The organism is Belnapia rosea, from assembly GCF_900101615.1.
In the GTDB taxonomy this organism is placed as follows: Bacteria; Pseudomonadota; Alphaproteobacteria; order Acetobacterales; family Acetobacteraceae; genus Belnapia; species Belnapia rosea.
The window spans coordinates 1-23,732 of record NZ_FMZX01000019.1; the positions used below are offsets into that span (position 1 = coordinate 1).

A 23,732-nucleotide genomic window follows, 5' to 3' on the forward strand; every position below is an offset into this window, starting at 1 on the left:
TGTGGCGCCGAACGCGCATGCCGTGCTGCTGCTCGACCAAGCCGGATGGCACCTATCGGACAGGCTCGAGGTGCCGCCGAACATCACCCTCGTCCCGCTGCCGCCCAAGTGTCCCGAATTGAACCCGGTGGAGAACACCTGGCAGTTCCTGCGGGACAACTGGCTCTCGAACCGCGTCTTCCACTGCTACGACGACATCGTCGACCATTGCTGTCGGGCCTGGAACCGCCTCGTCGAGCAGCCCTGGACTATCATGTCCATCGGACTGCGCGATTGGGCGCATCGGTTCTGATCAATGGGATTTGGTATGAATCCCGCGCTGCAGCCCGGCGGTCGACCTGGAGCCCTCGGTTCCTGCCGTGAGTTGCCGTGCCGAGGCGGGCCCAGCCCTGGAGCCAAACGATTTGCGTTGGCGCAAGGCGGGGCGCCGGGTGTGGCGCTAGGCATTCCGCATGACCGATCATGCCATGCAAGCGCGCCTGCTTCTCGCGGAGGCGCGGGTGCCCCGCTACACCAGCTACCCGACCGCTGCGCAGTTCGGCCCGCTGGAGGAGGCGGTCTACCGCCGCTGGCTGCAGGAGGAGATCGGCGCCGGCGACCCGCTCTCGGTCTATGTCCATGTGCCCTTCTGCCGCGAGCTTTGCTGGTACTGCGCCTGCCATACCCGGCCGACGCGGTCCGATCGGCGGATCGAGGCCTATGCGGCGGCGCTGCTGGCCGAGGCGGAGCTGCTCGCTGCCGCCCTGCCCCCGCATGGTGGCATCATGCATCTGCATCTCGGCGGCGGCACGCCGTCGATCCTCGGACCTGCCGGGCTGCAAAGCCTGTTCGCCACGTTGCGCCATAGGTTTGGCTTCCGCCCGGGCGCCGAACTGGCGATCGAGCTTGATCCCCGGATGCTGGATGCGTCCTGGCGCGATGCGCTGGGCGAGCTTGGCATCACCCGTGCCAGCCTGGGCGTGCAGGATATCGCGCCGGACGTCCAGAGGCGCATCGGGCGGCTACAGCCGGTGGAGCAGGTGGCGGATGCGGTGCGCCTGCTCAGGGAGGCAGGGGTCGGTGGGGTCAATCTCGACCTCATGTATGGGCTGCCGGGCCAGACGGTGCGGCATGTGGCGGACAGCGCACGCTTCGCCGCACAGCTCAATGCCGACCGGCTCGCGGTCTTCGGCTATGCGCATCTGCCAGCGGCGCGCCCGCATCAAAGGGCGATCGATACGGCAACCCTGCCCAATGCTCAGGAGCGACTGGAGCAGGCCGAGCAGGCCGAGACGGTTTTGTGCAGCGAAGGCTATGTGGCACTCGGCCTCGACCATTTCGCTCGCCCTGGGGACGAGTTGGCGCGGACCGCCGCGGCCGGGCGGCTGCGAAGGAACTTCCAGGGCTACACGACAGATGCGGCACCGGTGCTGCTGGGGCTCGGCGCTTCGGCGATCGGCTCGCTGCCGGGCGGCTTCGCGCAGAATATCGTGGATGAGCGTGCCTATGCCGAGGCGGTCGCCGCCGGGCGGCTGCCCATCATTCGCGGCCTTGCGGTGACGGCGGAGGACCGGCTGCGGGCTGGCCTCATTGAACGGCTGATGTGCGACTTCTCGCTCGACCTGGCCCAGCCGGCAGCCCGCGCCGTCATCAACACGGCATTGCCTCGCCTGATGCCGCTGGAAAGGGATGGGCTGGTGAGGCGCGAAGGCACCCGACTGCTGGTGACGCCACTGGGCCGTCGCTATATCCGGCAAGTGGCCTACTGCTTCGACGACTATGTAACCCCGGCGGCCACCCGCTATTCGGTGGCTGTATGATGGGACGGTTGGCCGGGGTCTGATTGGGTAGACCGGCAGCGACCAGGCACCCAGCCAGCGGCATCGCGCAATTCGCGTCCGCGCCAACATGTTCTTGCTTCGGCCAACCTAGCGCCGATTGTCGAACGCCCGTGGCGCTCGTTCATGGGCTGGGTGTCTCGAGCCGCTACACGCGCTCGACCTGCCGGGCTTCGATCACAGCAACAAGCCGCGGTATGTACTCTCCGTCCCCGAACTCGCAAACGCGCTCGCGGCCTGGGTGGAGGCTACGGGACCAACCCTCCGCTTCGCCGATCGGCAATTCGCTCGGCTGCGCGATTCTGGTGGAACCAGACGTCCGCCACACCGAGCAGGTCGTGCGCTTGGCTCAGCAAGACCCGGCACCCAAGCCTGGAACCCGCACCGCCCGTTGCCTTGAAGGGCCCACATGCTGAGCCGGACCATGCCGCCGAAGCACCGAACGGCGCTTGTTCCGGTCTCGTGGGCCGTGAGGCCGTTCCCGAAACCTCCAGCCTAAACCCTCATGATGGTCTCCCACTATGATGGTCATTCGCCCTGATGATGGCACGGCGCGCGACGCACAGCCCATATCCCTGAATAACGGAACTCCAGGGACCACTCCGGCCCGAACTCCCCCCTCTTGGCGGGTCGCCCCGCCTATCTGGACCATGACCCATCATGAAGAAGATCGGTTTCCTGTCCTTCGGCCACTGGACGCCTTCGCCCCAATCCGGGACCCGCTCCGCCGCCGATGCGCTGCTGCAATCCATCGACCTCGCCGTCGCGGCCGAGGAGCTGGGCGCGGACGGCGCCTATGTCCGCGTCCACCACTTCGCTCGCCAGCTTGCCGCGCCTTTCCCCCTTCTCGCCGCCATGGGCGCGAAGACCCGCCGGATCGAGCTTGGCACCGCCGTCATCGACATGCGCTATGAGAACCCCCTCTACATGGCCGAGGATGCCGGCGCGGCCGACCTCATCAGCGGTGGTCGCCTCCAGCTCGGCCTCAGCCGCGGCTCACCGGAACAGGTGATCGATGGCTGGCGCCACTTCGGCTTTGCCCCGCCCGAGGGCCAGACCGATGCCGATATGGGCCGCCGGCATGCCGAGGTCTTCCTGGAGGTCCTACGCGGCCAGGGCTTCGCTCGCCCCAACCCGCGCCCGATGTTCCCCAACCCACCCGGCCTGCTCCGCCTCGAACCCCACTCGGAGGGCCTGCGCGACCGCATCTGGTGGGGCTCCGGCTCCAACGCCACCGCCGTTTGGGCAGCGGAGCAGGGCATGAACCTGCAAAGCTCCACCCTCAAGGATGACGAGACCGGCGAGCCATTCCACGTCCAGCAAGCCGCCCAGATCCGCGCCTATCGCGCGGCCTGGAAGGAAGCCGGCCACACTCACACCCCCCGGGTGTCGGTCAGCCGCAGCATCTTCCCGCTACTGGACGACCGCGACCGGGCCTATTTCGGCCGTGGCGGAGCGGAGCAGGACAAGGTCGGCTTCATCGACGAGCGCACCCGCGCCATTTTCGGCCGCGGCTATACCGCCGAACCCGAGGTCTTGGTCGAGCAGCTGGCTGCCGATGAGGGCATCGCCGAGGCTGACACCCTTCTCCTGACCATCCCCAACCAGCTCGGCGTCGGCTACTGTGCCCATGTCATCGAGGCGGTCCTGAAGCACGTCGCACCCACACTTGGCTGGCGCTGACTCCACCGGCCGAAGCACTCCGTGGTGGTCCAGGCATGGGCGTCGTTCGGCAGGTAATGCCCGTGCGGGGCGGAGGCAACAGCCTCCGTTCCCATGGCGGGTTGGCTGAATGATCGGCCCGGCTCCGTCCGAACCGTTCCTGCCGGAAAGGCATCCTGGCCGTAGTGCAGCAGCGACCGGCGACATGCAGGCCGTTCGAGCGGCAGCATCAGCCCAGCGCCGACCGCTTCGATACCAGGTTAGCTCTCGAGACTGCTATGGATCTGCACAGGCCTACAGCTCCATGGCCTTGCGGGCCAACTCGACCGCGCCGGCGCGAGACTTGGCCGCGCCCACGAAGCGACGGAGATGCACGAACACGGCATCCGCTATGCCCGTCTTCGCCACGAGCGCCGCTTCCTGCAATCCTGCCCAGGCTTCGGGTAGCGGCAGTCGCTGCTCGAACGAGCCTGGTTCCGGCGGCATCGTATCCACCATCCAATTCCCGTTCGAAGCGGGGGAGACAGTGAACAGGATCGGTAGATCGTGCGAGAAGGCCACGTTCTTCCAGGGCATCCCGCGATCCAGCACCAGGATGCGCGGATCTTCGCCGGCCTTGTACGCGGCGAGGACATTGGCCTCGGCTGCAAGGCGTGCCCGCAACCCATCGATGCGGCGGCGCAGGATGCCTGAGACCAACGCGGCCGCTTCCTGGAAGGCGGCATCGCCGGCCGTGGGTCCAGCCGCCGCCGGGTCGTCCCAGGACGGATTGAAGTCGCCGACCAGCGTTGCCATGCCAAGCGTGTCGCGCTGGGCCGGGCCGGCGGCCGACACGCCGTTATCGATCTCGTCGATCTTCCGCACGACAGTCTCATCGAGTTCCGCGGCAATCGCGGCGGCGAAAGCCTCGGACCCGCTCTCCCGCAATACAGCGGCCACCGCGCCTTCGCCATAGACCTGCCAGATCAGGCCGGCGGAGGAGAAGGGTGTTGCATCGGCACGCAGCGGCGCGCCGCGCTGGTGATGGTCAAAGCGGCTCGAGGCCGCATCGAACACGAATCCCACGTCCCACACGATATCGGCCGTGTCGATCAATCCTGGCTTGCGGGTACGCAGCAAGATGTGGTCCCGGCCGGGTTCGCTCAGGCCCAGCGCCAGGCACAGCACGGCATAGGCAAACACCTCGTCGCAATGGAACTTGCCGCCATGGGTTGCGAGTACAGGAAGCGGCTGGTCGCGTGTCATAATCAGGATCCGATATGAGGATGATCCGGCGCTGGCAGGCGCCCTTGACGAGGTGCCTACCCCAGCAGCCCCAATGAGTCGACGGCTCGAGCCAAACGGTGGTGATGCGGGCACGCATTGTGCCGGCCACCAGTCACCGTGAGCCGCCGTTGAGGTGAAAGGGCGGATGCGGTCTCGGCGAAGCCGTCGCTGATCCTGCATTATGGAGCAGGAAAGGTGGCGGTCCGTCCGGCGGAGAGCGGCAGGGTGATGCCGATGTGGACGGGACAGCCTCTCAGCTCTTTTTAAGAAGGCTGAACCTGCGAAACAGGCCACGTCTTTCCAGCGGCTCGAACATCTCGCCCGGGCCTTCCGGGTCGAGGATCTCGTTGTCGGCCAGCCATGCCTCGACAGCGGTCAGGTCGGGTGTTTCATAGGGTTGAAGCGTCCGCCCCTCGCATCGCATCGCCTCGATTGCGGCGATGATGGAGCCGGTTTCGGCAATGCGCTGCGCCACCTCCTCCGCCTCCCGTCCCAGATGCTCCGCCAGCAACCCGTTGCGTATGGCAATGATGGCCGGCCCCGCACCGGCATTGGCCGGAAGGGCGGTGTCGACCACCACATCGCATTCCGTGTCCAGCCGCATCGAGCGGTTGTTCATGTTCGAGGACCCTATGCGGAGCACACGGTCGTCGACGATCAGCACCTTGGCATGCACATAGATCGGCTCTCCGCCTTCGGTCACCGGATGATAGATCCGGAAGCGTTGATGGGCGTCGATTTTGCGCAGCGCTTCACGCAAGCGGGCGCGTGCCGAGTCCATGGCGATCGGCTCGAGCCAGCCCTGGGCCGAGAGCGGGTTGACCAGCACGATCTCCGGCCCATGCGGTTCCGCCAGCCGCCGGGCGATGGCCTCGGCGATGCGCCTGGACGCGAAGTACTGGCTCTCCGCATAGATGCAATGCCGTGCCGTGGCGATCAGGTCGAGATACAGCTGCTCGATTTCGTGAATCGGGGGGCATTCCGGCATTTCCGGGCGGGTGCGGGCGATGCCGATATCGATGTCGCGGAATTGGGCCGGGAGGTCGGTGGGCCAGCAGTCGGTCCGCTGGGCAACAGGCTCGAGGGCAGCCCCGCCGGCGAGACGCCAACGCTCCCTTGCCAACTCGCCCAAGGCAGCCGCGACGGGTCCCTCGAGTGCCGTCGTCGCATCGTGCCAAGGCTTCTCGGCGGTCCCGCCAGGTGTCCGGCGGTTCGGCTCGTCATCGCGATGCGCGCGGGTATCCCAGCGCGCGCTGGTCATATCAATGCCACCACAGAAGGCCAGGCAGTCATCCAGCACGACGATCTTCTGGTGATGCGATGCCGCGGGCGGATGCATGCCGTCAAGCCGCGCCGTGATGCGGGGATGGGCCTTCCAGCGCAGCAGGGTGAGCAGCGTGGTGCCTCGGAACAGTGCCTTGAATGCGCCCAGGTCCCAGCGAAGCACGTAGATTTCCAGCTCCGGCCGGCGGCGAACCAGCCAAAGGATGAAATCGCCGAGGCGGCTTGGCATATCGGGGGTGTCTTCGCCGGGCACCAACTCGATACGGGCATCAAAATCCCAGCCGATGAGCATGATCCGGTGTCTTGCCGCCAGCATGGCCGAGCGTGCAGCGCGAAAATAGTCGGCCGCATCGATGATGACCGTGGCGCGGCTGGCTTGCTCGATGCGCCAGCAATTCTCGCCGGGGTGCAGCACCGAAGCCAAGGGCACAACCATGTCGTGACGTACGGAATTCATGGATCCATTGTCGCTGATGGCGGCACCCCGGCAAGCCTCCGTGCCGCGGCTTGCCGCCTTGTGTTCTGTTCGGTCAGGCGGTGGTTGTGGTCCGGCATATTGCAGTAGGGGTTGTCAGACGCCGGCACGGCTTTCAAGGTGATTGACGGCTCGTGCCGATCAATTGCGAGAGTGGGATGAAAGGCAGGCCGCTGGCCTCCGGTGGCGTCAGACAGGCAGGGACAGGACCGATGGCAGATGCACTGCCCGAGACGGAACTTCGCCCGCATAGCTCAGGTTGGGGTGCCTCTTCCGCCGGCTGGCGGGGTGGCCAGCTGATGGTGGCGCTGCACCATCCAGCGCGCACCACCCGGCCGGTGGTCCGCCGTGGCTGGCCGGAGCGCGGGCCGGGTGCCGACCCGAGGCGCGGCCATGACGATTTCCAGGGCTGCACCGGGCAACTGACGGCCATCGAGGTGGAGCATTTCGAGGGCGACCTGCCGCCGATCCGCACCTTCGAGCCCCCGCATGCCGCAGCCGTGGCTGAACAGGACGGACCGCATGGATGATGGCATCACCTTGTTCGGCAGCTTCACCTCCAGTTCGACCTAAAAGCCGATGCTGTATCTGTCGCTGGCGCGGCTGCCCTTCTCCTTCCGCACGGTGAACCTCAAGCATGGCGTCCAGAAGGCGCCGGAGCATCTGGCGCGCAACCGCTATGGCCAGGTGCCGGTCCTGCGCCACCGTGGCCTCACCATCGTGCAGTCGAACGTCATCCTTGATCATCTTGCCCGCAGCACCGGGCATTTCGAGGGACGTACGGAGCAGGAGTGCTGGACCGCGCGCGAATGGCTGTCCTGGGAAGCAGATGCCATCACCAATGTCGCAAAGGTGCGGCACTACAGCCGGTTCCGCAGCGTGGACCCGGCCGTGATGGCGTATTTCCGACCATTGGCCGAAGCGGCGATCGGCTTCGTCGACCAGGCCCTTGCAGGCCGGGACTGGTTGGTGGGCGAGGCCCCGACCATCGCCGATATCGGCTGCTGGGGCCGCATGGTCTTCATGGCGGAGGGCGGGTTCGACATCGCCCGCTGGCCCAATGTCGAAGCCTGGTCCCGGCGCCTGGCCGCCATGCCGGGCTTCGCGCTGCCCTATGATCTCATCCCGAAGCGGGACCAGGAGATCGTGCCGGCCTGATCGGGACGCAGGGAGTGATCTGACGCAGCATGAAGGATCAACCTCGCCACGGCTTTCCCGCATCCTCGCCCCTGGCCCGCCTGCTCGACGGCCCGATGGCGCCCGGGCGGCTGACCTGGATCGGGCTGCGCCCAGCACGGCGTGCCGCCATGATCGCCGTGGGCGAGGCCATGCTCGCACCCGGGCAGGGGCTGGAGGGGGACCGCTGGCGCGGCGCCGCGGATGGGGCACGGCAGGTGACCTTGGTGGCCCAGGAACATCTGGCCGCCATCGCCAGCTTCCTCGGCCGGCCCGAGGTGGAGCCATCACGGCTTCGGCGGAACCTAGTGGTCGCCGGGTTCAACCTCTTCGCCTTAAAGGGCAGGCGGTTCCGGATCGGCGGGGCCCTGCTGGAATGGACCGGCGAATGCCATCCCTGCTCGCGTATGGAGGAGGAATTGGGAGCCGGCGGCTATAATGCCGTCCGCCATCATGGCGGCATCACCGCCCGGGTCGTGGCGGCGGGCGTGATCCGCGTCGGGGACAGCGTCGAGCGGGTGCCGCTTGACCAGCAGGCTCCCGGATAGGCCTGGGGCGCCCATCGATGTGAAGGGCATGCGCCGCTGCCCCCTTGGGGTGAAGGCACTTCGATGGTTGCCGCATCACCCACTCCGCCGCAGCATGCGGACAACGATAAAGGGAGGGATGCCGCGCATGGCCGGAATCTTCGCGGGCCTCAAGGTGATCGATGCGGCCACCTATGTCGCCGGGCCGTCCGCGGCCACAATCCTCGGTGATTTCGGTGCGAGTGTCATCAAGCTGGAGCCGCCCGGTGGCGATGCATACCGCATGCTGGCAACTGCCCCCGGCCAGCCACAAGGCGAGACGAATTACCCCTGGACGCTCGACAACCGCAGCAAGCGGAGCCTCGTGCTGGACCTCAAGCGTGCCGATGCGCAGGCGGTATTGCAGCGGATGGTCCGCTCCACCGATGTCTTCGTGACCAATACGGTGCCCCGGCTGCGTGCCAGCCTCGGCATCGAACCCGGCACGCTGGCGGCATTGAACCCGCGGTTGATCTACGCCGCGCTCACAGCCTATGGCGAGACCGGGCCGGAGGCCAGCAAGACCGGCTTCGACGCCACCGCCTATTGGGCCCGCAGCGGGCTGATGGATCTCGTGAAGTCGGATGCCGCTGCCCCGCCCGCCCGCTCGGTGGCCGGCATGGGGGACCATCCGGCGGGCGTCGCCCTCTATGGCGCGATCGTCACGGCGCTCTACCGCCGGGAACGGACGGGAGAGGGCGGCTTCGTCCACACCTCGCTCCTCGATGCCGGGCTCTGGGCCAACAGCTTCATGGTGCAGGCGGCACTGGACGGGGCGCGATTCATTCCACGCCCTCCACGGGACCGGGCGCCGAATGCCATGGTCAACCTCTACCGGGCCGGCTGCGGCCGCTGGTTCCTGCTTGCCCTGCTGAACGAGGCCCGGCAATGGCCGATGCTGGTGCAGGTGCTTGGGCAACCAGCCTGGAGGGACGACCCTCGCTTTGCCAGCCAGGCGCTGCGCCGGGTGAATGCCTCCGCCCTGGCGGCCATGCTGGATGCCGCCTTCGCATCCCGCAGCCTGGCCGAGTGGCGGCCGTTGCTGGATGCGGCCGGCCTCACCTTCGATGCCGTGGCAACCACGGAGGAGGCCGCCGCTGCGGAGCAGCCGCGCGCGACCGGTGCCATCCGCCCGGCCGCGGATGGGCGCTGGACGGTGGACAGCCCGCTGCATGTCGCGGGCGAGGCCAAGTCGGCCGCAGGGCCGCCACCGGCCCTGGCCGCGGATGCGGATGCAATCCTGGCCGAGCATGGCTACTCGCCGGCGGAGGTCCTGGCGCTGCGCGAGGCCGGGGCCCTGGGCTGATGCCCCATCCGACGCGCCATGTCACCGCGAGGGCCGCACCTTAGCCCTTGCGGATATTATGGAAGAGCGGAAAGCCGTTGAGCATGCCGGTGATGTTGCGCCGGAAGGCGAAGGGCTGCATCCAGGCACCGGTCGGGATATAGGGCACGTCCTGCCAAGCCTGCATCTGGATCTCGCGGCTGAGGCGTTGCTGGTCGGCGAGCGAATCTGCATCCATGAACTGGTCGCGCAGCGCCTCGATGCGTGCCGACTCCGGCCAGCCGAAGGGGCCGTTCCGCCCAAGCCCGCGGACATAGGATTGCGTCGCCGGCGAGGTCGCGATGATACCGGGTATGTAGTTGCACCACAGGTTCCAGCCGCCGCGCTCGATGCCCTCGCGGTTGTTCAGCCGTGGCAGCACCGTACCCCAATCCATGGCCTGGTAGTCGAGGTTGATGCCGACCTTGCGGAACATGTCCGCGGCAAGCTGGCTCATCGCATTCAGCGCCGGCAGGTCGGTCGGCACCACGAAGACCACGCGCTCGCCCTTGTAGCCGGCGGCATCAAGGTCGCGCTTCACCTTCTCGAGGCTGCGCGGCCCGGTCATCACCTCAAGCCCGGCATTGGTCGCCATGGGGCTGCCCGGCAGGAAGAAGCCGCAGCGGTCATTCCACAGCGACCGTTCCTCCCCCATCACCGCCTGCATGTTCTCGGTCTGGCTGACGCCGGCGAGAAAGGCACGGCGGACCGCTGCATTGTCGAAAGGCGGCAGCAGATGGTTGAAGCGGATCATGCCCATGAGGCCGCCGCGCTCCTTGGCCTCCACCCGGATGTCCCGATGGCGGCGCAGGAGCGGCAACAGGTCCGGCTGCGGCTGCTCCCACCAATCCACCTCGCCGGCCTGCAGCGCCGCCGCCGCCGTCGCCGCATCCGGCAATGTCACCCATTCGACGCGATCGATATAGGCAAGCTTCGGGCCGGCCGCGAAGCTTGGTGTCCCCGAGGGACGCGGCACATAGCCGGCGAATTTCTCGTAGACATTGCGCGAGCCGGCCACGCGCTCGCCCGCCAGGTAGCGGAAGGGGCCGCTGCCGACCATCTCGGTCACCTGCACATTCGCCGGCGTGCTGGCCAGGCGTTCCGGCATCACCGGACAGAAGGCCGAAGGCTTGGCGAGTGCCGCCGGCAGCAGCGGAAAGGGCTTCTTCAGCCGGAATTGGACGACCTTGTCTGAGACGGCGCTCAGCTCCTCCGTCGCCGCGCGCAGGTTCTGGCCGAGGGCATCGGTCCTGGTCCAGCGGTCGATGCTTGCCACCACATCGCGCGCCAGCACCGGCGTACCGTCATGGAAGCGCAACCCGTCCCGCAGCGTCAGCTTCCAGGTCCTGCCGTCATTCTCCACGACATGGCCCTCGACCATCTGTGGCTGCGGCATGAAGTCGTCGTCGAGGCCGTAAAGCTGGTCGAAAACCAGGAAGCCGTGGTTGCGGGTGACGAGGCCGGTGGTGAAGACGGGGTCAAGCAGTGCCAGGTCGGCCTGCGGCACGAAGCGCACCGTGCTGCGCTGCTGCGCCGCAACCGGTGCCGAGAGCGACGTGGCAGCAGCGGTGGCAAGAAAGGCGCGACGCTTCATGGCATTCTCTCTCCGCTGGTGGGCTTGGGGCCTATTGCGCGAGGGGCGGCCTGTGCTGCGCCCAGGGGCGGGCTTCCTCGAAGGCGGCGCTCGCCTGCAGCACGCCGAGATCGTCGAAGCGGCGCCCGACGATCTGCAGGCCCACCGGCAGCCCCGCCGGCGTGAAGCCGCAAGGCAGGCTCGCGGCCGGGCTGCCCGACCAGTTGAACGGATAGGAGAACTCAGCCCACATCAGCCAGTCCCACTCATGCTGCGGCCAATGTGCCGGCTGCAACCTGTCAGCGGGAAAGGCAGCGACGCTCACCGCCGGCGAGAGCAGGAAATCATAGCCTTCCATGAAGTCATGGATCTGCTGGATGTAGTCGAAGCGGCGCAGCCGCATCTGCATGAATTGCGGCACGGTGAAGCCTGCGGCGGATTTGATCATCGCCACGAAGCCCGGGTCCATCCGGCTCTCGAATTCCGGCACGCTGTCGATGCGGCCGCTGAAGGTGGCGGGCCAGAAGAAGCGGACGAGTTCCGGCCCGAGCGGGCCCCAGGCCGGCGTCACCTCCTCGACATGCGCGCCCATCTCCTCGAAGGCCCTGACCGCATGCTCCACAACCTCGGCGATCTCGGGATCGACGCGCGCATGGCCGAGGTCGCGCGTATAGGCGATCCGCTTGCCCTTCAGGCTCGCGGCCCTGAGCTGGCCGGCATAGTCCTGCGGCGGCGCCTCGAGCGAGGTGAAGTCCCAAGGGTGCGGCCCGGCCATGGCCTGGGTCATGAGCGCCGCATCCTCCACCCGGCGCGTCAGCGGGCCGATATGGGTGGCGAGGTCGTTGTTCGAGACCGGCCAGTTCGGCACCCGCCCATGGGTCGGCTTCAGCCCGTAGACGCCCGAGAAATGCGCCGGCATGCGGATGGACCCTGCCCCATCGCCGCCTTGGTGCAACGGCCCATAGCCGCAGGCCGCGGCGACGCCCGCGCCGGAGGAGGAGGCGCCCGCATTCAGCCCGCGACCCCAGGGATTATGCGTAATGCCGGAGATCGGCGCGTGGCTGACACCTTTCCAGCCCCATTCCGCGGCCGAGGTCGTCTTGCCCAGCATCATGCCGCCGGCGTCGAGCAGGCGGCTGACGCAGGGCGTGTCCACATCCGGGACAGTGCCTTGCAGGATAGCCGTGCCGAAATCGGTCTGCACGCCCTTGGTGTGCTGCAGATCCTTGATGGTGACGGGAATGCCCTCGAGCAACCGCGGTGCCTCGCCCTGCAGGAACACCGCCTCGGACCGCCGCGCGGCCGCCATGGCCAGTTCGGGGGTCAGGCGCATCATCGCATTCACCCGGGGCTCGATGCGCTCGATGCGGTCCAGCAGCGCCCGTGCCACCTCCACCGGCGAAAGCTGGCGGGACCGGTACAGCGTGCCGAGCTCGGTCACGCCGAGATAACCGATCTCGTCGATATCCATGGTCACGACGCCCCTCCGCCAGCAGCTCCTTGCCATTTGGCCCGATGACCGGCGAGTTGCATAGGCGAATAGGGAGGCCGGCCTTTGGGCCTGATCCGCGCTGCCAGGCGATTGGCAAGCCTGATCGCAGCTTTGCGGCAATCGCGTGCCGCGCCCTATGTTTCCAAGTCCTGGCCGGATTGTACCAGGCTTCGATGACAGCACCGTGTCTGTCCTGCCGATGCAGCCAGGCCGCGTACCGTAGCCACGACTATCCGGCATGGCACCACGGACCTGCATCGTCCATGACCGGCGGCTCAAGCGTCCGCTCTGGCACCTGCTGTCACGTCCGCCTCGCCGTCCTGGCTCGGTTCAGGCCAAGGCTGAGCCCAGGCCTTTCATCCCGACCAAGCCTGCCGACGGCATCCTCATCAGTGTCAGGCGGCTCTGCCAGGAGATTCCCGGGTCAAAGCGTCAGCCCTGGTCGACCTGCGCCAGCAGGCGCAACGCCTCGAGCTGGATCTTGCCGAGAGCGGTGCGGGGCAGCTCCTTCACCGCGACCACCGCATGCGGATGCTTGAAGCGGGCGAGGCGGCCCTCGCAATGCGCCAGCAGGCGGGCTGCGTCGAAGCCCGGCCCGGGCACCACCACAGCCACCGGCACCTCGCCCCAGCGCGGGTCGGGCCGGCCGCAGACGGCGCATTCGATGACGCCCGGGTCGGTACGCAGCACGCGCTCCACCTCGGCCGGGTAGATGTTCTCGCCGCCCGAGATGATGAGATGCTTCAGCCGGTCGGCGAACCAGAAGCGGCCTTCGGCATCACGCCAGGCGAGGTCGCCGGTGGCGAACCAGCCCTCGCGCCAGGCCTCCTCGCCTCCTTCCGGCTCGTTCCAGTAGCTGCGGGCGACATGGCGGCCCTGCACCTCGATCTCGCCGACCATGCCGGGTGGCAGCACCTCTCCTTCCGCATCCACCACGCGCGCCACGCCATGCAGCGCCTGGCGGCCGATGGAGCCGGGATAGGCCAGCGCCTCGGCCCGGGTCTGGTAGATGGCGATGGGGCCCGTCTCGGTCGCGCCATAGACCTGCTGCACCGGGATGCCGCGGGCGTGGAAGGCCTCGATCAACGGCAGCGGCACCTCGGAGGAACCGGCGCCGATGGCGCGCAGGCTGGAGAGGTCGGCCGTGGCCCAGCCGGGATGGGCGATGAGCGCCTGCATCACCGCCGGCACCAGCAGGGTGAGGCTCGGGCGCAGCCTGGCGCAGGCGGCGAAGAAGGCCTCCGGCTCGAAGCGCGGCAGCAGCACTACCTCGGCGCCGAAGAGCAGGGCCGGCATGGTCTGGATGTTGAGGCCGCCGAGATGGAACATCGGCAGCACGGTAAGCACCCGGTCAGTCTCGGCCAGCCCGTGCATGTGCTGGCTGTTCATGGCGTTCAGCATCACGGCGAGATGGTCGAACGGCACGCCCTTCGGGTCGCCTGTGGTGCCGCTGGTATAGGCCAGCAGCACCCGGTCCTCCATCTCCGTCACCAGAGGGAGGCCCTCGGGGCCGAATTCGGGCGCCTCCGGCCAATCGGCGGCGGCGTCCAGCACGGGGCAGTCCTCAGGCGCGGCGCTGCGGGCCAGCACCACCATCTCCGGCAGAGCCAACAGCAGGGCGGCGCCGGAATCCTCGATGATGCTGCGCAGCTCGGGCGGGGCGAGGCGCCAGTTCAGCGGCAGCAGCACGGCGCCGAGCCCGGCGCAAGCGACGAGCAGCACGATCTGGCTTGGATGGTTATGCCCGAGAAAGGCCACGCAATCGCCATGGCCGACGCCCTCCTCCTCCAGCATCGCCATGGCGGCGCGGATGCGGCGGGCCAGCTCGGCATAGGTGATGCGGTCCTCGCCGTAATGCAGGGCGATCGCGCCGGGCCGGTGCTCGGCATGGCGGAGGATGGTGCGGGCAATCAATCGGTCTCGCCTTTCTCGTAGAGGCAGTCTCGGCCGAGCCGGTCCACGCAGAGCTCCGCCGTCCAGGGCAGCATGAGCGAGCCGCAACGCGCGTCCCGGTAGAGTCGCTCGAGCGGGAGCGACTTCAGCATCGCCTGGCCGCCGCAGGTGCGGACGGCCTTGGCGGCAATGGCGGCGGCATTCTCCATCACCGTGTGCTGCGCCGCCCAGGCGCGCTGTACCTGCTCGCGCGAGGGGTCCGGGCCGGCCTCGGTGATCGCCTGGAACCAGAGCGCCTTGGTCTGCTCCAGCATTATACGCATCTCAGCGACGGCGATCTGTTTCGTAGGGTACATCCGCCGCTTCACCGGCGGCGTGCCCGGCTGCTCGCCGCGCAGATAGGCGATGGTGAAGTCATAGGCCGCCTGAGCGATGCCCATATAGGTCGGGCTCAGCGTCATGAACATGTGCGGCCAGCGGCTGGCGGCCTGGAAATAGAGGCCGGGCGGCATCAGCGCCGCATCCTCCTCGACGAAGACATCACGGAAGACAAGGGTGCGCGAGACCGTGCCGCGCATGCCGAGCGGGTCCCACTCGCCCTCGACCGAGACGCCCTCGGCCTCGCGCGGGATGGCGAGGTAAAGAGTATCACGGCGGGACAGCCTGGCATCCTCGTCACGGACCTCCGTGCAGAGGATGCCATAGAAGTCGGCATGGCCGGCGAGGCTGGCGAAGATCTTCCGGCCGGAGACGCGATAGCCGCCGGGGACGCGCCGCGCGGTGGTCCCGAAGGCCGTGCCGCCGGCCGCGGCCGCACCCCCTTCGGAGAAGGGCTGCGAATAGATCGCGCCGTCCTGCAGGATGCGGTCGTAATGCAGGCGACGGCGGCGACGGTGCCCGGCACGCACCGCCTCGGGCATCTCCAGGTCCTCGGTCAACGGGCCGCTCCAGAGCGTGGAGCAGACATGCATGTTCCAGGTAAGCGCGGTCGCGCCGCAGAAGCGGCCGAGTTCGGCAGCGGTGAGGCAATAGGCGCGGAAGCCTGCGCCGAGGCCGCCGTCATCCTTCGGGATGCCGATGCCGAGCAGGCCGTTCGCCTGCATGTCGCGGTAGTTCTCGGTCGGGAAGCTCGCCTCGCGGTCCCAGCGGGCGGCGCGAGGGGCGAGCACGGCCTCGCCGAACTCCCGGGCCTGTGCGGTGAGCGAAGCTTCCTCCGGCGTCAGGCGGAAGGCCCCGGGGTCGAAGAGGGGTGCCGGCATGCTCAACCCTCCTCCACCCGGTCGAGGAAGCCGGTGAGCATGGCGTTGAATTCGTGGGGACGTTCGAGATGGGCGAGATGGCCGGCATAGGCGATGAGGGCGAGCCGCGCCTCGGGGATGGCGCCGGCCATGGCGTGCATGACGGGAAAGGGCGCGAGCGGGTCCTCCTCGCCCACCATGACGAGGCAGGGCATGGCGAGGCGGCCGAGATCGGCGCGGCGGTCGAAGGTGACAAGGGTCGAGAGCGCGGCGCGGTAGCCGGCCTCCGGCACCGCCGCCATGCTGGCGATGGCGGCGGGTGCCGCAGCCGGGTCCGGCTCGGTGCCGAGCAGCGACGCGACCACGTCGGGTGCGATGTCGGCGAGGCTGCGGCCGGCCTCGAGCGGCGCCAGGCGGCTGGCGAGGAAGCGCTCGCGGAAGTCCGGGCCACGGCCGCCGAAGGCCGGCGGGCTGGCGTAGAGGGTGAGGCTGCGCACCCGCTCCGGTGCGGTGAGGGCAAATTCCAGCGCCACCATGCCGCCGATGGAATGGCCGACGAGATCCGCCCGCTCGACCCCGGCCGCGTCCAGCATGCGGCCGAGCGCGGCGGCGAGGGCGGGGAAGCCGGGCTCCACCAGGGGCGAGGCGCCGTAGCCCGGCATGTCCCAGGCCAGGGCGCGATACGCGTCGAGGGCCGGGAGGGTCGGCGTCCAGAGGCCGGCATTGCCGCCGAGGCCGTGCAGCAGCACGACGGCGCGGCTGCCCTCGCCATGCTCCTGCCAATGGGGCGTGGAGATGTCGGTCATGGCACCAGCCTGCCCTCGATCACCACCGGCTCGCCGTCGAGGGCGATGGTGCAGTTGCGGACGGGGATGTCGAAATGCCCCTCGGTGAACCGGCCGGCGAATTCATTGGCCCCGGTCGAGAACAGGAAATTGCCGGCGAAGGCGCGCAGCTCCGTGCCGTTGGTGTCGCGCTGGTCGTACATCGCCAGCGCCTCGTAGCGGGCGCGCGGGTTGAGGCCCCAGCCGACATGGGAGACCGCATAGGCGGCGCGATCCCCCCAGGCGGCGAGGTAGCGGCGCATCAGCTCGGCATCCGTGCCCTCGCCCTCGATGGCCGTGATGTGGTCACTCTCCAGGGTCAACCGCACCGGGCGCTCCAGGTAGCGCTTGAAGGTGAGGTTCACGTCGCCCGCATCGAGCACGAGGATGCCCTCGACGCTGCCGGCGCGGGGGAAGGAGACGACGATGCCGCCCGGCCAATGGGCGATGGTGCCGGGCCGGTCGGTCCAGCCCCAGACGCCGGCGGTGGCCGCACCCTCCATCGCCACACGAAGGTCGGTGCCGGCGGCGGAGGTGACGGTCATCCGCCGCGCGGCGCGGGCGCGCTTGACCGCGGCGCGGACCGGCGCCTCATCCTCCGGCCGGGGAACGAGGCGAGCCAGCGCCTCCGGATGCTCGTTCGAGATCATCAGCACACGGCTGCCCGCCTTCAGGATGGCGGGCAGTTCCGGGGCATGCAGCAACCCCTCCACGGTGAGGTCGAGGATGAGCGGGGCGGCAGCCAGCGCCGCCAGCACGCCGGGATGGCCGCCGATGGCGCGCGAGGCGCCGGTCGAGCGCACCGGTACCGGCGCGGCGGGAGGTGGCGTCGGCAGGATGCAGCGGAAAGGGCGGCAACCAAGGCGGAGCGCGGCGAGCTCGGCCAGGTCGATATTCAGGGCGCGCGACTGGCTCTCCGCCAGCAGGCAGAGGGGCAGGCCCGGCGTCGCGCCGCAAAGCCGCAGCACCGCCTCGAAGGCGTCGATCCAATGGGCCTCGATCCGGTCGGCGAGCATGGCGTCTCCTGTCCCTGAGATAGGGATGGGCAGCGGTTTATATGAAGCCGCACTTATGGCTGTCTCGTATTATTTCGCAGATTTCAATCGCTGGAATTGGTACCGTATCGAAAGCTCCAAGATGGCGTTACGATCTCGACATGAACATCCCTCCCCAGCCCTCCGGGGTTCGCTTCATCGATGACTATCTGGTGTATCTGCTGGCCAGGGCCGCGCACCAAGTTTCGAGCGAATTCCACGAGCAATTGCGCCGACGTGGCATTTCCGTCGCGGTGTGGCGGGTGCTGAGCGGCCTGCTCGGCAGCGAGGGGGAGACAGTGACGGGGCTGGCCGAACTCTGCCTCCTGCAACAGCCGACCATGACGAAGCTGCTGGACCGCATGGCGCGGCAGGGGCTGGTGGTGCGCAGCCCGGACCTCAAGGACCGCCGGGTGGTGCGGGTGGCATTGACCGAGGATGGGCAGTCGATGGCCGATGAGCTGGCCCTGGCCGCCCGGATGCACGAGGCGGATGTGCTGGCCCGGCACCCGCCGGCCGAGGCAGAGGCGATGAAGTCCCTGCTGCGCGCGATCCTCGCCCGGCACGACAAGCCGCGCCGCGCAGGCTGAGGGTATGCGCGGCCGGGCAAGGATGATTCCACGCGGCCGGCATTTGCCCTAGGCAGTGACGGAATCGACAGGGGCCCTGGTTCATGCCGTCCATGCGGGTACTGCAGCGGATCGTCCTCCTGCTGCTGGTGGTCTCGGCCGTGGTGCGGCTGGTGCTGGCCGACCGGATCATTGCGCCGGGATGGTGACCACCGGCGTCGGCTGGTTGCGGGTGCTCTCGGCCAGGACCTGCAGGATGTAGGCGAAGGTGAAGCTCGCCTTCGAGCGGTAGTCCGCCTCCTCGATCCAGTACCAGCGCCGCCGGTAGGGCACGGCAGCATAGGCGTCGTCCGGCGCCCTGGCACCCTGGCGGACGCGGATCAGCCGGTCGCCGAAGCCGGTCTCGGTCGCCCGGGTGTCGCCCCGCGTCACATCCCCCTCCGCCACCTCGATCTGGGCACCAAGCTCGTAGAGCACCTGGAGGACGGAGCGCGTCAGGATCGCCACCTGGCGGTTGCCGCTGCGGACCCGGCCATAGGTCACCTCCACATCGCGTTCGGTCGGGCCGAGGCCGAGCAGGCTGCGGGTCTGGCGCGCGGCGGGGGTGTCGCCCTCGATCAGCAGGAAGACCCGGCCGATGCCGCCCTGCCGCTCGAAGCGCAGGCCGACCGCCCCGGCCGATTGCGCCTGGCGCATCGCCCCGATCAGGGCGAGGAAGCCGCCCGAAGCCTCCTGCGCCTCGCCGCCGCGCGTTGCGCCGTTCGGCATGCCGTTCACCGATTGAACGCCGAGGCGGAAGAGCAGGTCGATCGGCGCGCCGCTCTGGGCGAGGGAAAGCAGCTCCGCCGCCGCCAGCGGCCGCAGGTAGGACTGGGCGAACTGCTCGCCGGTCATCGGAGTGAAGGTGAAGGTCGGCCGCGTGGTGTATTGCATCGTGCCGGAGACGGTCGCGTAATTGCCGGGATTGGCGGTGGGATAGGCGTTCAGCCCGACCTGTCCGGTGGTCTGGAGCGTATAGCCGGTGATGACCTGGCTGACCGAGAGGAAGGTCGGCACGTCGGCATAGCGCAGCCGCACCATGTTCAGCAGCATCTGCCGCTTCAGCCCGTCGCCGAGCGCCTGGGCATAGCCGACCTGGTCCGTGTCGAGCTGCTGCGGCCCGTTGCCGGTGCAGCCGGCAATCAGGGTGAGCGCCAGGCAGAGGGAGGCAGGATGGGTCATGGACGCCTGCAAGGCAGCATCCGGCCGGGCGCTCGTCAACCAGGCCTGGGCGCGGCCGCCGCCGATGCTAGGATCGCCCCCGATACGGGAGGAATCGATCATGGAGCTCGGCAAACGAGCCTTTCTCGGCCTGCTGGCCGCACCGGCCCTGGCGCGCGCCCAGGGTGGCGGACAGGGCACCGGCAATTGGCCGGACCGGCCGCTGCGCTTCGTCATCGGCGCCGCCGCGGGTGGGGTGTCCGACATCTTCGTGCGGCTGATGGAGAACCGGCTGCGCGAGCGCCTCGGCCAGCCCTCGGTGATCGACCCGCGGCCAGGGGCGGGCGGCATGCTCGGCGCCGAGGTGGCGGCGCGCAGCGCGCCGGATGGCTACACCTTCTTCGTCAACCACATCGCCTCGCACGGCATCGGGCCGACGCTGTACCGGCGGCTCTCCTTCGACCCGTTGCGCGACCTGCCGGGCGTCTGCCGCATCGCGCGGATGCCGAACGTGCTGATCGTCAAGGGCGACAGCCCGCACCGCGACGTCGCCGCGCTGGTCGCCTTCATGCGCGCCAACCCGCAGGCGGCGACCTTCGCCTCGGCCGGCACCGGCACCTCCTCGCATCTCTCGGGCGTGCTGCTCGGGCTGCGCACGGGGATCGAGACCATCCACGTCCCCTATCGCGGCACCGCGCCGAGCATGGCGGCGGTGATGAACGGCGAGGTGCTCTTCGCCATCGACAACGCACCCGCCAGCCGGCAGCAGGTGCTGGGCGGGCTGCTGCGGGCGCTCGCCGTCTCGACCGCCGAGCGGGCGGACACCATGCCGGAGCTGCCGACGCTGCAGGAGAGCGGCATCGGCGAGTTCGACGTGGCCTCCTGGTACGGCATCGCCGCGCCGGCCGGCGTGCCGCGGCCGATCCTCGACCGGCTGGGCGGCGAGGTCCTGGCAGCACTGGCCGACCCGGCGATCGCCACGCGGATGCGGGATTTCGGCGCCGAGCCGGCACCGCTGCCGGCCGAGGCCTTCAACGACTACATGCGCCAGCAGGTGGCCGCCTGGGCGCCGGTGGTGAAGGCCTCCGGCGCCACGGTGGATTAACCGCCGCCCTGCGCAGGCCAGTGCGGCGGGCGTGAGAAACATGAAAGGGAATAAAAGAACGGTCCCGCTGCCCTGGCCCGCATGATGGCCATGGGGCAGCATCTTCCCAGGGAGGCCATCATGGCCGACTTCGTCATCGTCGTCGCTGCCGCCGCCAGCCTCGCCGCCTCGCCTCGATTGCCGCCCGCCGCGGTAGTCCCGCAGAATGCACCGACGGTCGGCTTCCACGTCTACAGGGACCTGAATGCCTGCGAGCAAGCGACCGTCCGGCTCACGCCCCGCCCCGGCCAGCGCCATGTCTGCGTCCCGGTCGAGCCCAACCTGCAGGAGCTCACCGCGGCCTATTGAGGCGCCGCCGGGGTCGAAGGCCGGCAACCTCGCCCTCATCACCCTGGCGCAGGTGCTGGCCCTCTCGCTCTGGTTCTCCGGCACCGCGGCGGGGCCGGGAATGGCGCGGGAGGCGGCGCTGCCGCCCGGCTTCCTCGCCTGGCTGACCGGCGGGGTGCAGCTCGGCTTCGTGCTGGGGACGCTGGTGAGCGCGGCGCTCGCCCTGCCCGACCGACTCGACCCGCGCCGGCTGATCGCGGGCGCCTGCCTGCTCGGCGCCGCAGCCAATGCGGCGATCCTGCTGCTGCCGCCGGGCGATCCGCTGGTGATCCTGGCGCGGGGCGTGACGGGCCTGGCGCTCGCCTGCGTCTATCCGGTCGGGATGAAGCTCGCCGCCGGCTGGGCGGGCACGCGCGATGCGGGGCTGGTGGTCGGCATCCTGGTCGGCGGGCTGACGCTCGGCTCGGCCTCGCCGCATCTGGCCAATGCGCTGGGTGGGCTCGGCTGGCGAAGCGCGGTGGGCCTCGCCTCGCTGGCCGCGTTGCTGGCGGCGGGGCTGATCCTGCTCGCGCGCCAGGGGCCGCGCCATGCGCCGGCACCGCCCTTCCGGCCGGGCCTTGCGCTCGCGCTGTTCCAGCATCGCGGCACGCGGCTCGCGACCCTCGGCTATCTCGGCCATATGTGGGAGCTCTATGCGATGTGGGCCTGGATCGGTGCCTATCTCGCGGCGAGCTTCGCGGCGGCAGGCAGCGCGGCGAGCCCGGCGCTGGCGAGCTTCGCCGTGATGGCGGCCGGCGCGGTCGGCTGCGTCGCCGGCGGGCTGCTGGCCGACCGCATCGGCCGGGCCTGGCTGACGATCGGGGCGATGGCCATCAGCGGCGCCTGCTGCCTGCTGGCCGGCCCCGCCTTCGGCGCGGCGCCCGGCCTGGTGCTGGCGCTCTGCCTGGTTTGGGGGCTGACCGTGGTGGCGGATTCGGCACAATTCTCGGCCGCCGTGGCCGAGGCCTCGCCGCCCGGCCTCGCAGGCACCATGCTGACGGTGCAGACCTGCCTCGGTTTCGCCCTGACGCTGCCGGCGATCCATCTGATGCCGCTGGCCGAAGCCTGGCTCGGCTGGGGCGGCGGGGCCTTCGCCCTGCTCGCCCCCGGGCCAGTGCTGGGATGCCTGGCGATGGCACGGCTGACCGGGCCGAATGCAGGGCGCTGAGCGCCATGCCGCCGGTCAGGGACGCCGCGTCGTCTCCATGGCGGCTGGCTTTCTAGGCCGCCTAGGCCGCCGCGCGCGTCCCGGCCCGCGCGCTCGCCTTGATCGCGTCGGCCGCCTTCTCCGCCGTCATCAGCACCGCGGGGTGGATGTTGGAGGAGGGCACCAGCGGGAAGACAGAGGCGTCCACCACCCGCAGCCCCTCCACGCCGCGGACGCGAAGCTCGGTATCGACCACGCTGCGCTCGTCCGAGCCCATGCGGTTGGTGCCGCAGGGGTGATAGACGGTGGTGCCGGCGGCACGGATGTAGTCGAGCATCGCCTCGTCACCGCCGGTCGTGGGGCCGGGCGCCTCCTCCTCTTCAATCAGCCCGGCGAAGGGCTGCGTCGCGGAGATGCGGCGGGCGAGCTTCGCGGCCTCCAGCATCACATGCACATCGGACGGCGCGGTCAGGTAGCGCGCCTCGATGCGCGGCTTGTCCTCCACGCGGGGCGAGCGGAGCGCGAGCTCGCCCCGGCTGTCCGGCCGGCACTGGCAGAAATTGAAGGTGAAGCCCGGATACTTGGCCAGCGCCGCGGCCGAGGCGGCCTGGTTGCTGAGGCTGTAATTGACGAATTGATACTGCACCTCGGCCTCCTCCGAACCGGGGAGGACGCGGGCGAAGAGGCTCGCCTCCGAGGCGCCGATCGCCATCTGCCCGCGCCGGCGGATCGCCCAGTCGAGGCCGAGCTGCGCCGTCTTGAAGGGGTTCGCCATGAACTCGTTCAGCGTGCCGCAGGGCTTGGTGCGGAAGGCGAAGCGGATCATGAAGTGGTCCTGCAGGTTCCGCCCCACCTCCGGCGCATGCACGCGCGTCTCGATCCCGAGCGCCTGCAGGGCGGCGCCGTCGCCGATGCCGGATAGCATCAGCATCTTCGGGCTCTCGATGGCGCCGGCGGAGAGGATCACCTCGCGCCTGGCGCGGTGGATGCGCTCCACCCCGTCCGGCCCGCGGACCGCGACGCCGACGGCGCGGCCTCCCTCGAGGATGATGCGCTGGCCGATCTGCTCGGTATGCACGATGAGATTCTTCCGCCCGAGCGCCGGGCGCAGATAGGCGACGGCCGGGCTCCAGCGCCGGCCGCGGTACACGTTGAGCTGGTTGGGCGCCACGCCCTCGAACCAGGCGCCGTTGTTGTCGGCGTTGCGCGGGAAGCCGAGCGCCTCGCAGGCGGCGACGAAGGCGCGGCAGCCGGCCGAAGGGTCGGGCACCTCGCCGACGCGGACGGGACCTTCCTTGCCGCGATACTCGCTGTCCGGCCCCGCGAAGGTCTCGAGCTTGCGGAAATAGGGCAGGCAGTCCTCATGCGACCAGCCACGGGCGCCCGACTGAGCCCAGCGATCATAGTCGCGCGGGGAGCCGCGCAGGAAGACGAGGCCATTGACGCTGCCCGAGCCGCCGATGACGCGGCCGCGTGGCCAGTACACGCTGCGGCCCTTCAGCTCCGCCTCCGCCTCGGTCTGGTAGTTCCAGTCGTATTTGCGGGTGACGTAGAGGCGGGCGAAGCCCATCGGGATGTGGATCCAGGGGTTGCGGTCCCAGGGACCTGCCTCCAGCAGCACTACCCTCACCGCCGGGTCCTCGGAGAGCCGGGCAGCCAGCACGCAGCCCGCCGAGCCACCGCCGAGGATCACGTAATCCGCCGCGTCGTCCATCGCCTGT

At 69.2% G+C, this 23,732-nt stretch carries 21 protein-coding genes; 11 read left to right on the forward strand and 10 right to left on the reverse strand.

Annotated elements, in window-relative coordinates:
- From BLR02_RS22050 to BLR02_RS22060, 3 genes are all read left to right on the forward strand, one after another.
- Positions 1 to 292 (forward strand): transposase (locus BLR02_RS22050; RefSeq protein ID WP_176849735.1); only part of this gene is annotated, 292 nt, incomplete at its 5' end.
- A gap of 160 nt (positions 293 to 452) precedes the next feature.
- Entirely contained in the window at positions 453 to 1,799 is a 1,347-nt protein-coding gene (gene hemN / locus BLR02_RS22055) for an oxygen-independent coproporphyrinogen III oxidase (protein ID WP_090664666.1), read from the forward strand.
- A 678-nt stretch (positions 1,800 to 2,477) separates the two neighbouring features.
- Positions 2,478 to 3,500, forward strand: coding sequence for an LLM class flavin-dependent oxidoreductase (locus tag BLR02_RS22060; RefSeq protein WP_090664667.1), 1,023 nt, complete (start codon positions 2,478 to 2,480; stop codon positions 3,498 to 3,500).
- A 273-nt stretch (positions 3,501 to 3,773) separates the two neighbouring features.
- Here the strand turns inward: BLR02_RS22060 and BLR02_RS22065 are convergent, their stop codons facing one another.
- Complete coding sequence (locus BLR02_RS22065) at positions 3,774 to 4,724, reverse strand: MYG1 family protein (RefSeq protein ID WP_090565905.1); 951 nt, start codon at positions 4,722 to 4,724, stop codon at positions 3,774 to 3,776.
- Positions 4,725 to 4,998: 274 nt separating this feature from the next.
- On the reverse strand, positions 4,999 to 6,486 hold the full coding sequence (locus tag BLR02_RS22070) for a phospholipase D-like domain-containing protein (protein ID WP_245704898.1): 1,488 nt from the start codon (positions 6,484 to 6,486) through the stop codon (positions 4,999 to 5,001).
- 230 nt (positions 6,487 to 6,716) lie between these two features.
- On the opposite strand from BLR02_RS22070, the gene BLR02_RS22075 reads away from it, so the two are divergent.
- The 4 genes from BLR02_RS22075 (at position 6,717) to BLR02_RS22090 (ending at position 9,552) form a co-directional block, all read left to right on the forward strand.
- Entirely contained in the window at positions 6,717 to 7,034 is a 318-nt protein-coding gene (locus tag BLR02_RS22075) for a hypothetical protein (protein ID WP_143018236.1), read from the forward strand.
- A 49-nt stretch (positions 7,035 to 7,083) separates the two neighbouring features.
- Positions 7,084 to 7,662, forward strand: a complete 579-nt coding sequence (locus BLR02_RS22080; protein WP_090664669.1) for a glutathione S-transferase family protein — start codon at positions 7,084 to 7,086, stop codon at positions 7,660 to 7,662.
- 29 nt (positions 7,663 to 7,691) lie between these two features.
- On the forward strand, positions 7,692 to 8,228 hold the full coding sequence (locus BLR02_RS22085) for an MOSC domain-containing protein (RefSeq protein ID WP_090664670.1): 537 nt from the start codon (positions 7,692 to 7,694) through the stop codon (positions 8,226 to 8,228).
- A 127-nt stretch (positions 8,229 to 8,355) separates the two neighbouring features.
- Complete coding sequence (locus BLR02_RS22090) at positions 8,356 to 9,552, forward strand: CaiB/BaiF CoA transferase family protein (RefSeq protein WP_090664671.1); 1,197 nt, start codon at positions 8,356 to 8,358, stop codon at positions 9,550 to 9,552.
- A 40-nt stretch (positions 9,553 to 9,592) separates the two neighbouring features.
- Here the strand turns inward: BLR02_RS22090 and BLR02_RS22095 are convergent, their stop codons facing one another.
- The 6 genes from BLR02_RS22095 to BLR02_RS22120 all read right to left on the reverse strand — a co-directional run bounded on the left by BLR02_RS22095 (position 9,593) and on the right by BLR02_RS22120 (position 17,606).
- Positions 9,593 to 11,164 carry an ABC transporter substrate-binding protein gene (locus tag BLR02_RS22095; protein ID WP_090664672.1) on the reverse strand — a complete coding sequence of 524 codons (1,572 nt, stop codon included), beginning with the start codon at positions 11,162 to 11,164 and terminating at the stop codon, positions 9,593 to 9,595.
- Positions 11,165 to 11,195: 31 nt separating this feature from the next.
- Complete coding sequence (locus BLR02_RS22100) at positions 11,196 to 12,614, reverse strand: amidase (RefSeq protein ID WP_090664673.1); 1,419 nt, start codon at positions 12,612 to 12,614, stop codon at positions 11,196 to 11,198.
- Positions 12,615 to 13,067: 453 nt separating this feature from the next.
- Positions 13,068 to 14,549, reverse strand: coding sequence for a class I adenylate-forming enzyme family protein (locus BLR02_RS22105; protein ID WP_218128025.1), 1,482 nt, complete (start codon positions 14,547 to 14,549; stop codon positions 13,068 to 13,070).
- A complete protein-coding gene (locus BLR02_RS22110) occupies positions 14,546 to 15,787 on the reverse strand; it encodes an acyl-CoA dehydrogenase family protein (protein WP_090664674.1) in 1,242 nt (413 codons plus the stop codon). Before BLR02_RS22110 ends, BLR02_RS22105 begins: the two co-directional genes overlap by 4 nt.
- A 2-nt stretch (positions 15,788 to 15,789) precedes the next feature.
- Positions 15,790 to 16,572: an alpha/beta fold hydrolase gene (locus tag BLR02_RS22115; protein WP_090664675.1), complete on the reverse strand. Its 783-nt coding sequence runs from the start codon at positions 16,570 to 16,572 to the stop codon at positions 15,790 to 15,792.
- Complete coding sequence (locus tag BLR02_RS22120) at positions 16,569 to 17,606, reverse strand: M29 family metallopeptidase (RefSeq protein WP_090664676.1); 1,038 nt, start codon at positions 17,604 to 17,606, stop codon at positions 16,569 to 16,571. Before BLR02_RS22120 ends, BLR02_RS22115 begins: the two co-directional genes overlap by 4 nt.
- 140 nt (positions 17,607 to 17,746) lie before the next feature.
- Here BLR02_RS22120 and BLR02_RS22125 point away from each other — a divergent pair, with 140 nt between their 5' ends.
- Positions 17,747 to 18,214, forward strand: coding sequence for a MarR family winged helix-turn-helix transcriptional regulator (locus tag BLR02_RS22125; RefSeq protein WP_176849736.1), 468 nt, complete (start codon positions 17,747 to 17,749; stop codon positions 18,212 to 18,214).
- 168 nt (positions 18,215 to 18,382) lie between these two features.
- Here the strand turns inward: BLR02_RS22125 and BLR02_RS22130 are convergent, their stop codons facing one another.
- Positions 18,383 to 19,414 (reverse strand): hypothetical protein, encoded by a 1,032-nt coding sequence (locus BLR02_RS22130; RefSeq protein WP_090664678.1) that lies wholly within the window; start codon positions 19,412 to 19,414, stop codon positions 18,383 to 18,385.
- A 100-nt stretch (positions 19,415 to 19,514) separates the two neighbouring features.
- Between BLR02_RS22130 and BLR02_RS22135 the strand changes: the two genes are divergently transcribed.
- From BLR02_RS22135 to BLR02_RS22145, 3 genes are all read left to right on the forward strand, one after another.
- A complete protein-coding gene (locus tag BLR02_RS22135; protein WP_176849737.1) occupies positions 19,515 to 20,498 on the forward strand; it encodes a Bug family tripartite tricarboxylate transporter substrate binding protein in 984 nt (327 codons plus the stop codon).
- A gap of 120 nt (positions 20,499 to 20,618) precedes the next feature.
- On the forward strand, positions 20,619 to 20,846 hold the full coding sequence (locus tag BLR02_RS22140; RefSeq protein WP_143018237.1) for a hypothetical protein: 228 nt from the start codon (positions 20,619 to 20,621) through the stop codon (positions 20,844 to 20,846).
- Between the two features lie 52 nt (positions 20,847 to 20,898).
- Complete coding sequence (locus tag BLR02_RS22145) at positions 20,899 to 22,032, forward strand: MFS transporter (RefSeq protein WP_245704899.1); 1,134 nt, start codon at positions 20,899 to 20,901, stop codon at positions 22,030 to 22,032.
- 61 nt (positions 22,033 to 22,093) lie between these two features.
- Here BLR02_RS22145 and BLR02_RS22150 read toward each other — a convergent pair whose 3' ends face one another.
- Positions 22,094 to 23,725, reverse strand: a complete 1,632-nt coding sequence (locus tag BLR02_RS22150) for a GMC family oxidoreductase (protein WP_090664681.1) — start codon at positions 23,723 to 23,725, stop codon at positions 22,094 to 22,096.
- Positions 23,726 to 23,732: the final 7 nt, after the last annotated feature.

Bases quoted from the DNA above. Each gene is read 5' to 3' on its own strand.
- BLR02_RS22120 (WP_090664676.1), bottom strand. From the start codon at position 17,606: ATGCTCGCCGACCGGATCGAGGCCCATTGGATCGACGCCTTCGAGGCG.
- BLR02_RS22115 (WP_090664675.1), bottom strand. From the start codon at position 16,572: ATGACCGACATCTCCACGCCCCATTGGCAGGAGCATGGCGAGGGCAGC.
- BLR02_RS22125 (WP_176849736.1), top strand. From the start codon at position 17,747: ATGAACATCCCTCCCCAGCCCTCCGGGGTTCGCTTCATCGATGACTAT.
- BLR02_RS22070 (WP_245704898.1), bottom strand. From the start codon at position 6,486: ATGAATTCCGTACGTCACGACATGGTTGTGCCCTTGGCTTCGGTGCTG.
- BLR02_RS22100 (WP_090664673.1), bottom strand. From the start codon at position 12,614: ATGGATATCGACGAGATCGGTTATCTCGGCGTGACCGAGCTCGGCACG.
- BLR02_RS22080 (WP_090664669.1), top strand. From the start codon at position 7,084: ATGCTGTATCTGTCGCTGGCGCGGCTGCCCTTCTCCTTCCGCACGGTG.
- BLR02_RS22085 (WP_090664670.1), top strand. From the start codon at position 7,692: ATGAAGGATCAACCTCGCCACGGCTTTCCCGCATCCTCGCCCCTGGCC.
- BLR02_RS22140 (WP_143018237.1), top strand. From the start codon at position 20,619: ATGGCCGACTTCGTCATCGTCGTCGCTGCCGCCGCCAGCCTCGCCGCC.
- BLR02_RS22135 (WP_176849737.1), top strand. From the start codon at position 19,515: ATGGAGCTCGGCAAACGAGCCTTTCTCGGCCTGCTGGCCGCACCGGCC.
- BLR02_RS22075 (WP_143018236.1), top strand. From the start codon at position 6,717: ATGGCAGATGCACTGCCCGAGACGGAACTTCGCCCGCATAGCTCAGGT.
- BLR02_RS22095 (WP_090664672.1), bottom strand. From the start codon at position 11,164: ATGAAGCGTCGCGCCTTTCTTGCCACCGCTGCTGCCACGTCGCTCTCG.
- hemN (WP_090664666.1), top strand. From the start codon at position 453: ATGACCGATCATGCCATGCAAGCGCGCCTGCTTCTCGCGGAGGCGCGG.
- BLR02_RS22090 (WP_090664671.1), top strand. From the start codon at position 8,356: ATGGCCGGAATCTTCGCGGGCCTCAAGGTGATCGATGCGGCCACCTAT.
- BLR02_RS22065 (WP_090565905.1), bottom strand. From the start codon at position 4,724: ATGACACGCGACCAGCCGCTTCCTGTACTCGCAACCCATGGCGGCAAG.
- BLR02_RS22060 (WP_090664667.1), top strand. From the start codon at position 2,478: ATGAAGAAGATCGGTTTCCTGTCCTTCGGCCACTGGACGCCTTCGCCC.
- BLR02_RS22150 (WP_090664681.1), bottom strand. From the start codon at position 23,725: ATGGACGACGCGGCGGATTACGTGATCCTCGGCGGTGGCTCGGCGGGC.
- BLR02_RS22110 (WP_090664674.1), bottom strand. From the start codon at position 15,787: ATGCCGGCACCCCTCTTCGACCCCGGGGCCTTCCGCCTGACGCCGGAG.
- BLR02_RS22130 (WP_090664678.1), bottom strand. From the start codon at position 19,414: ATGACCCATCCTGCCTCCCTCTGCCTGGCGCTCACCCTGATTGCCGGC.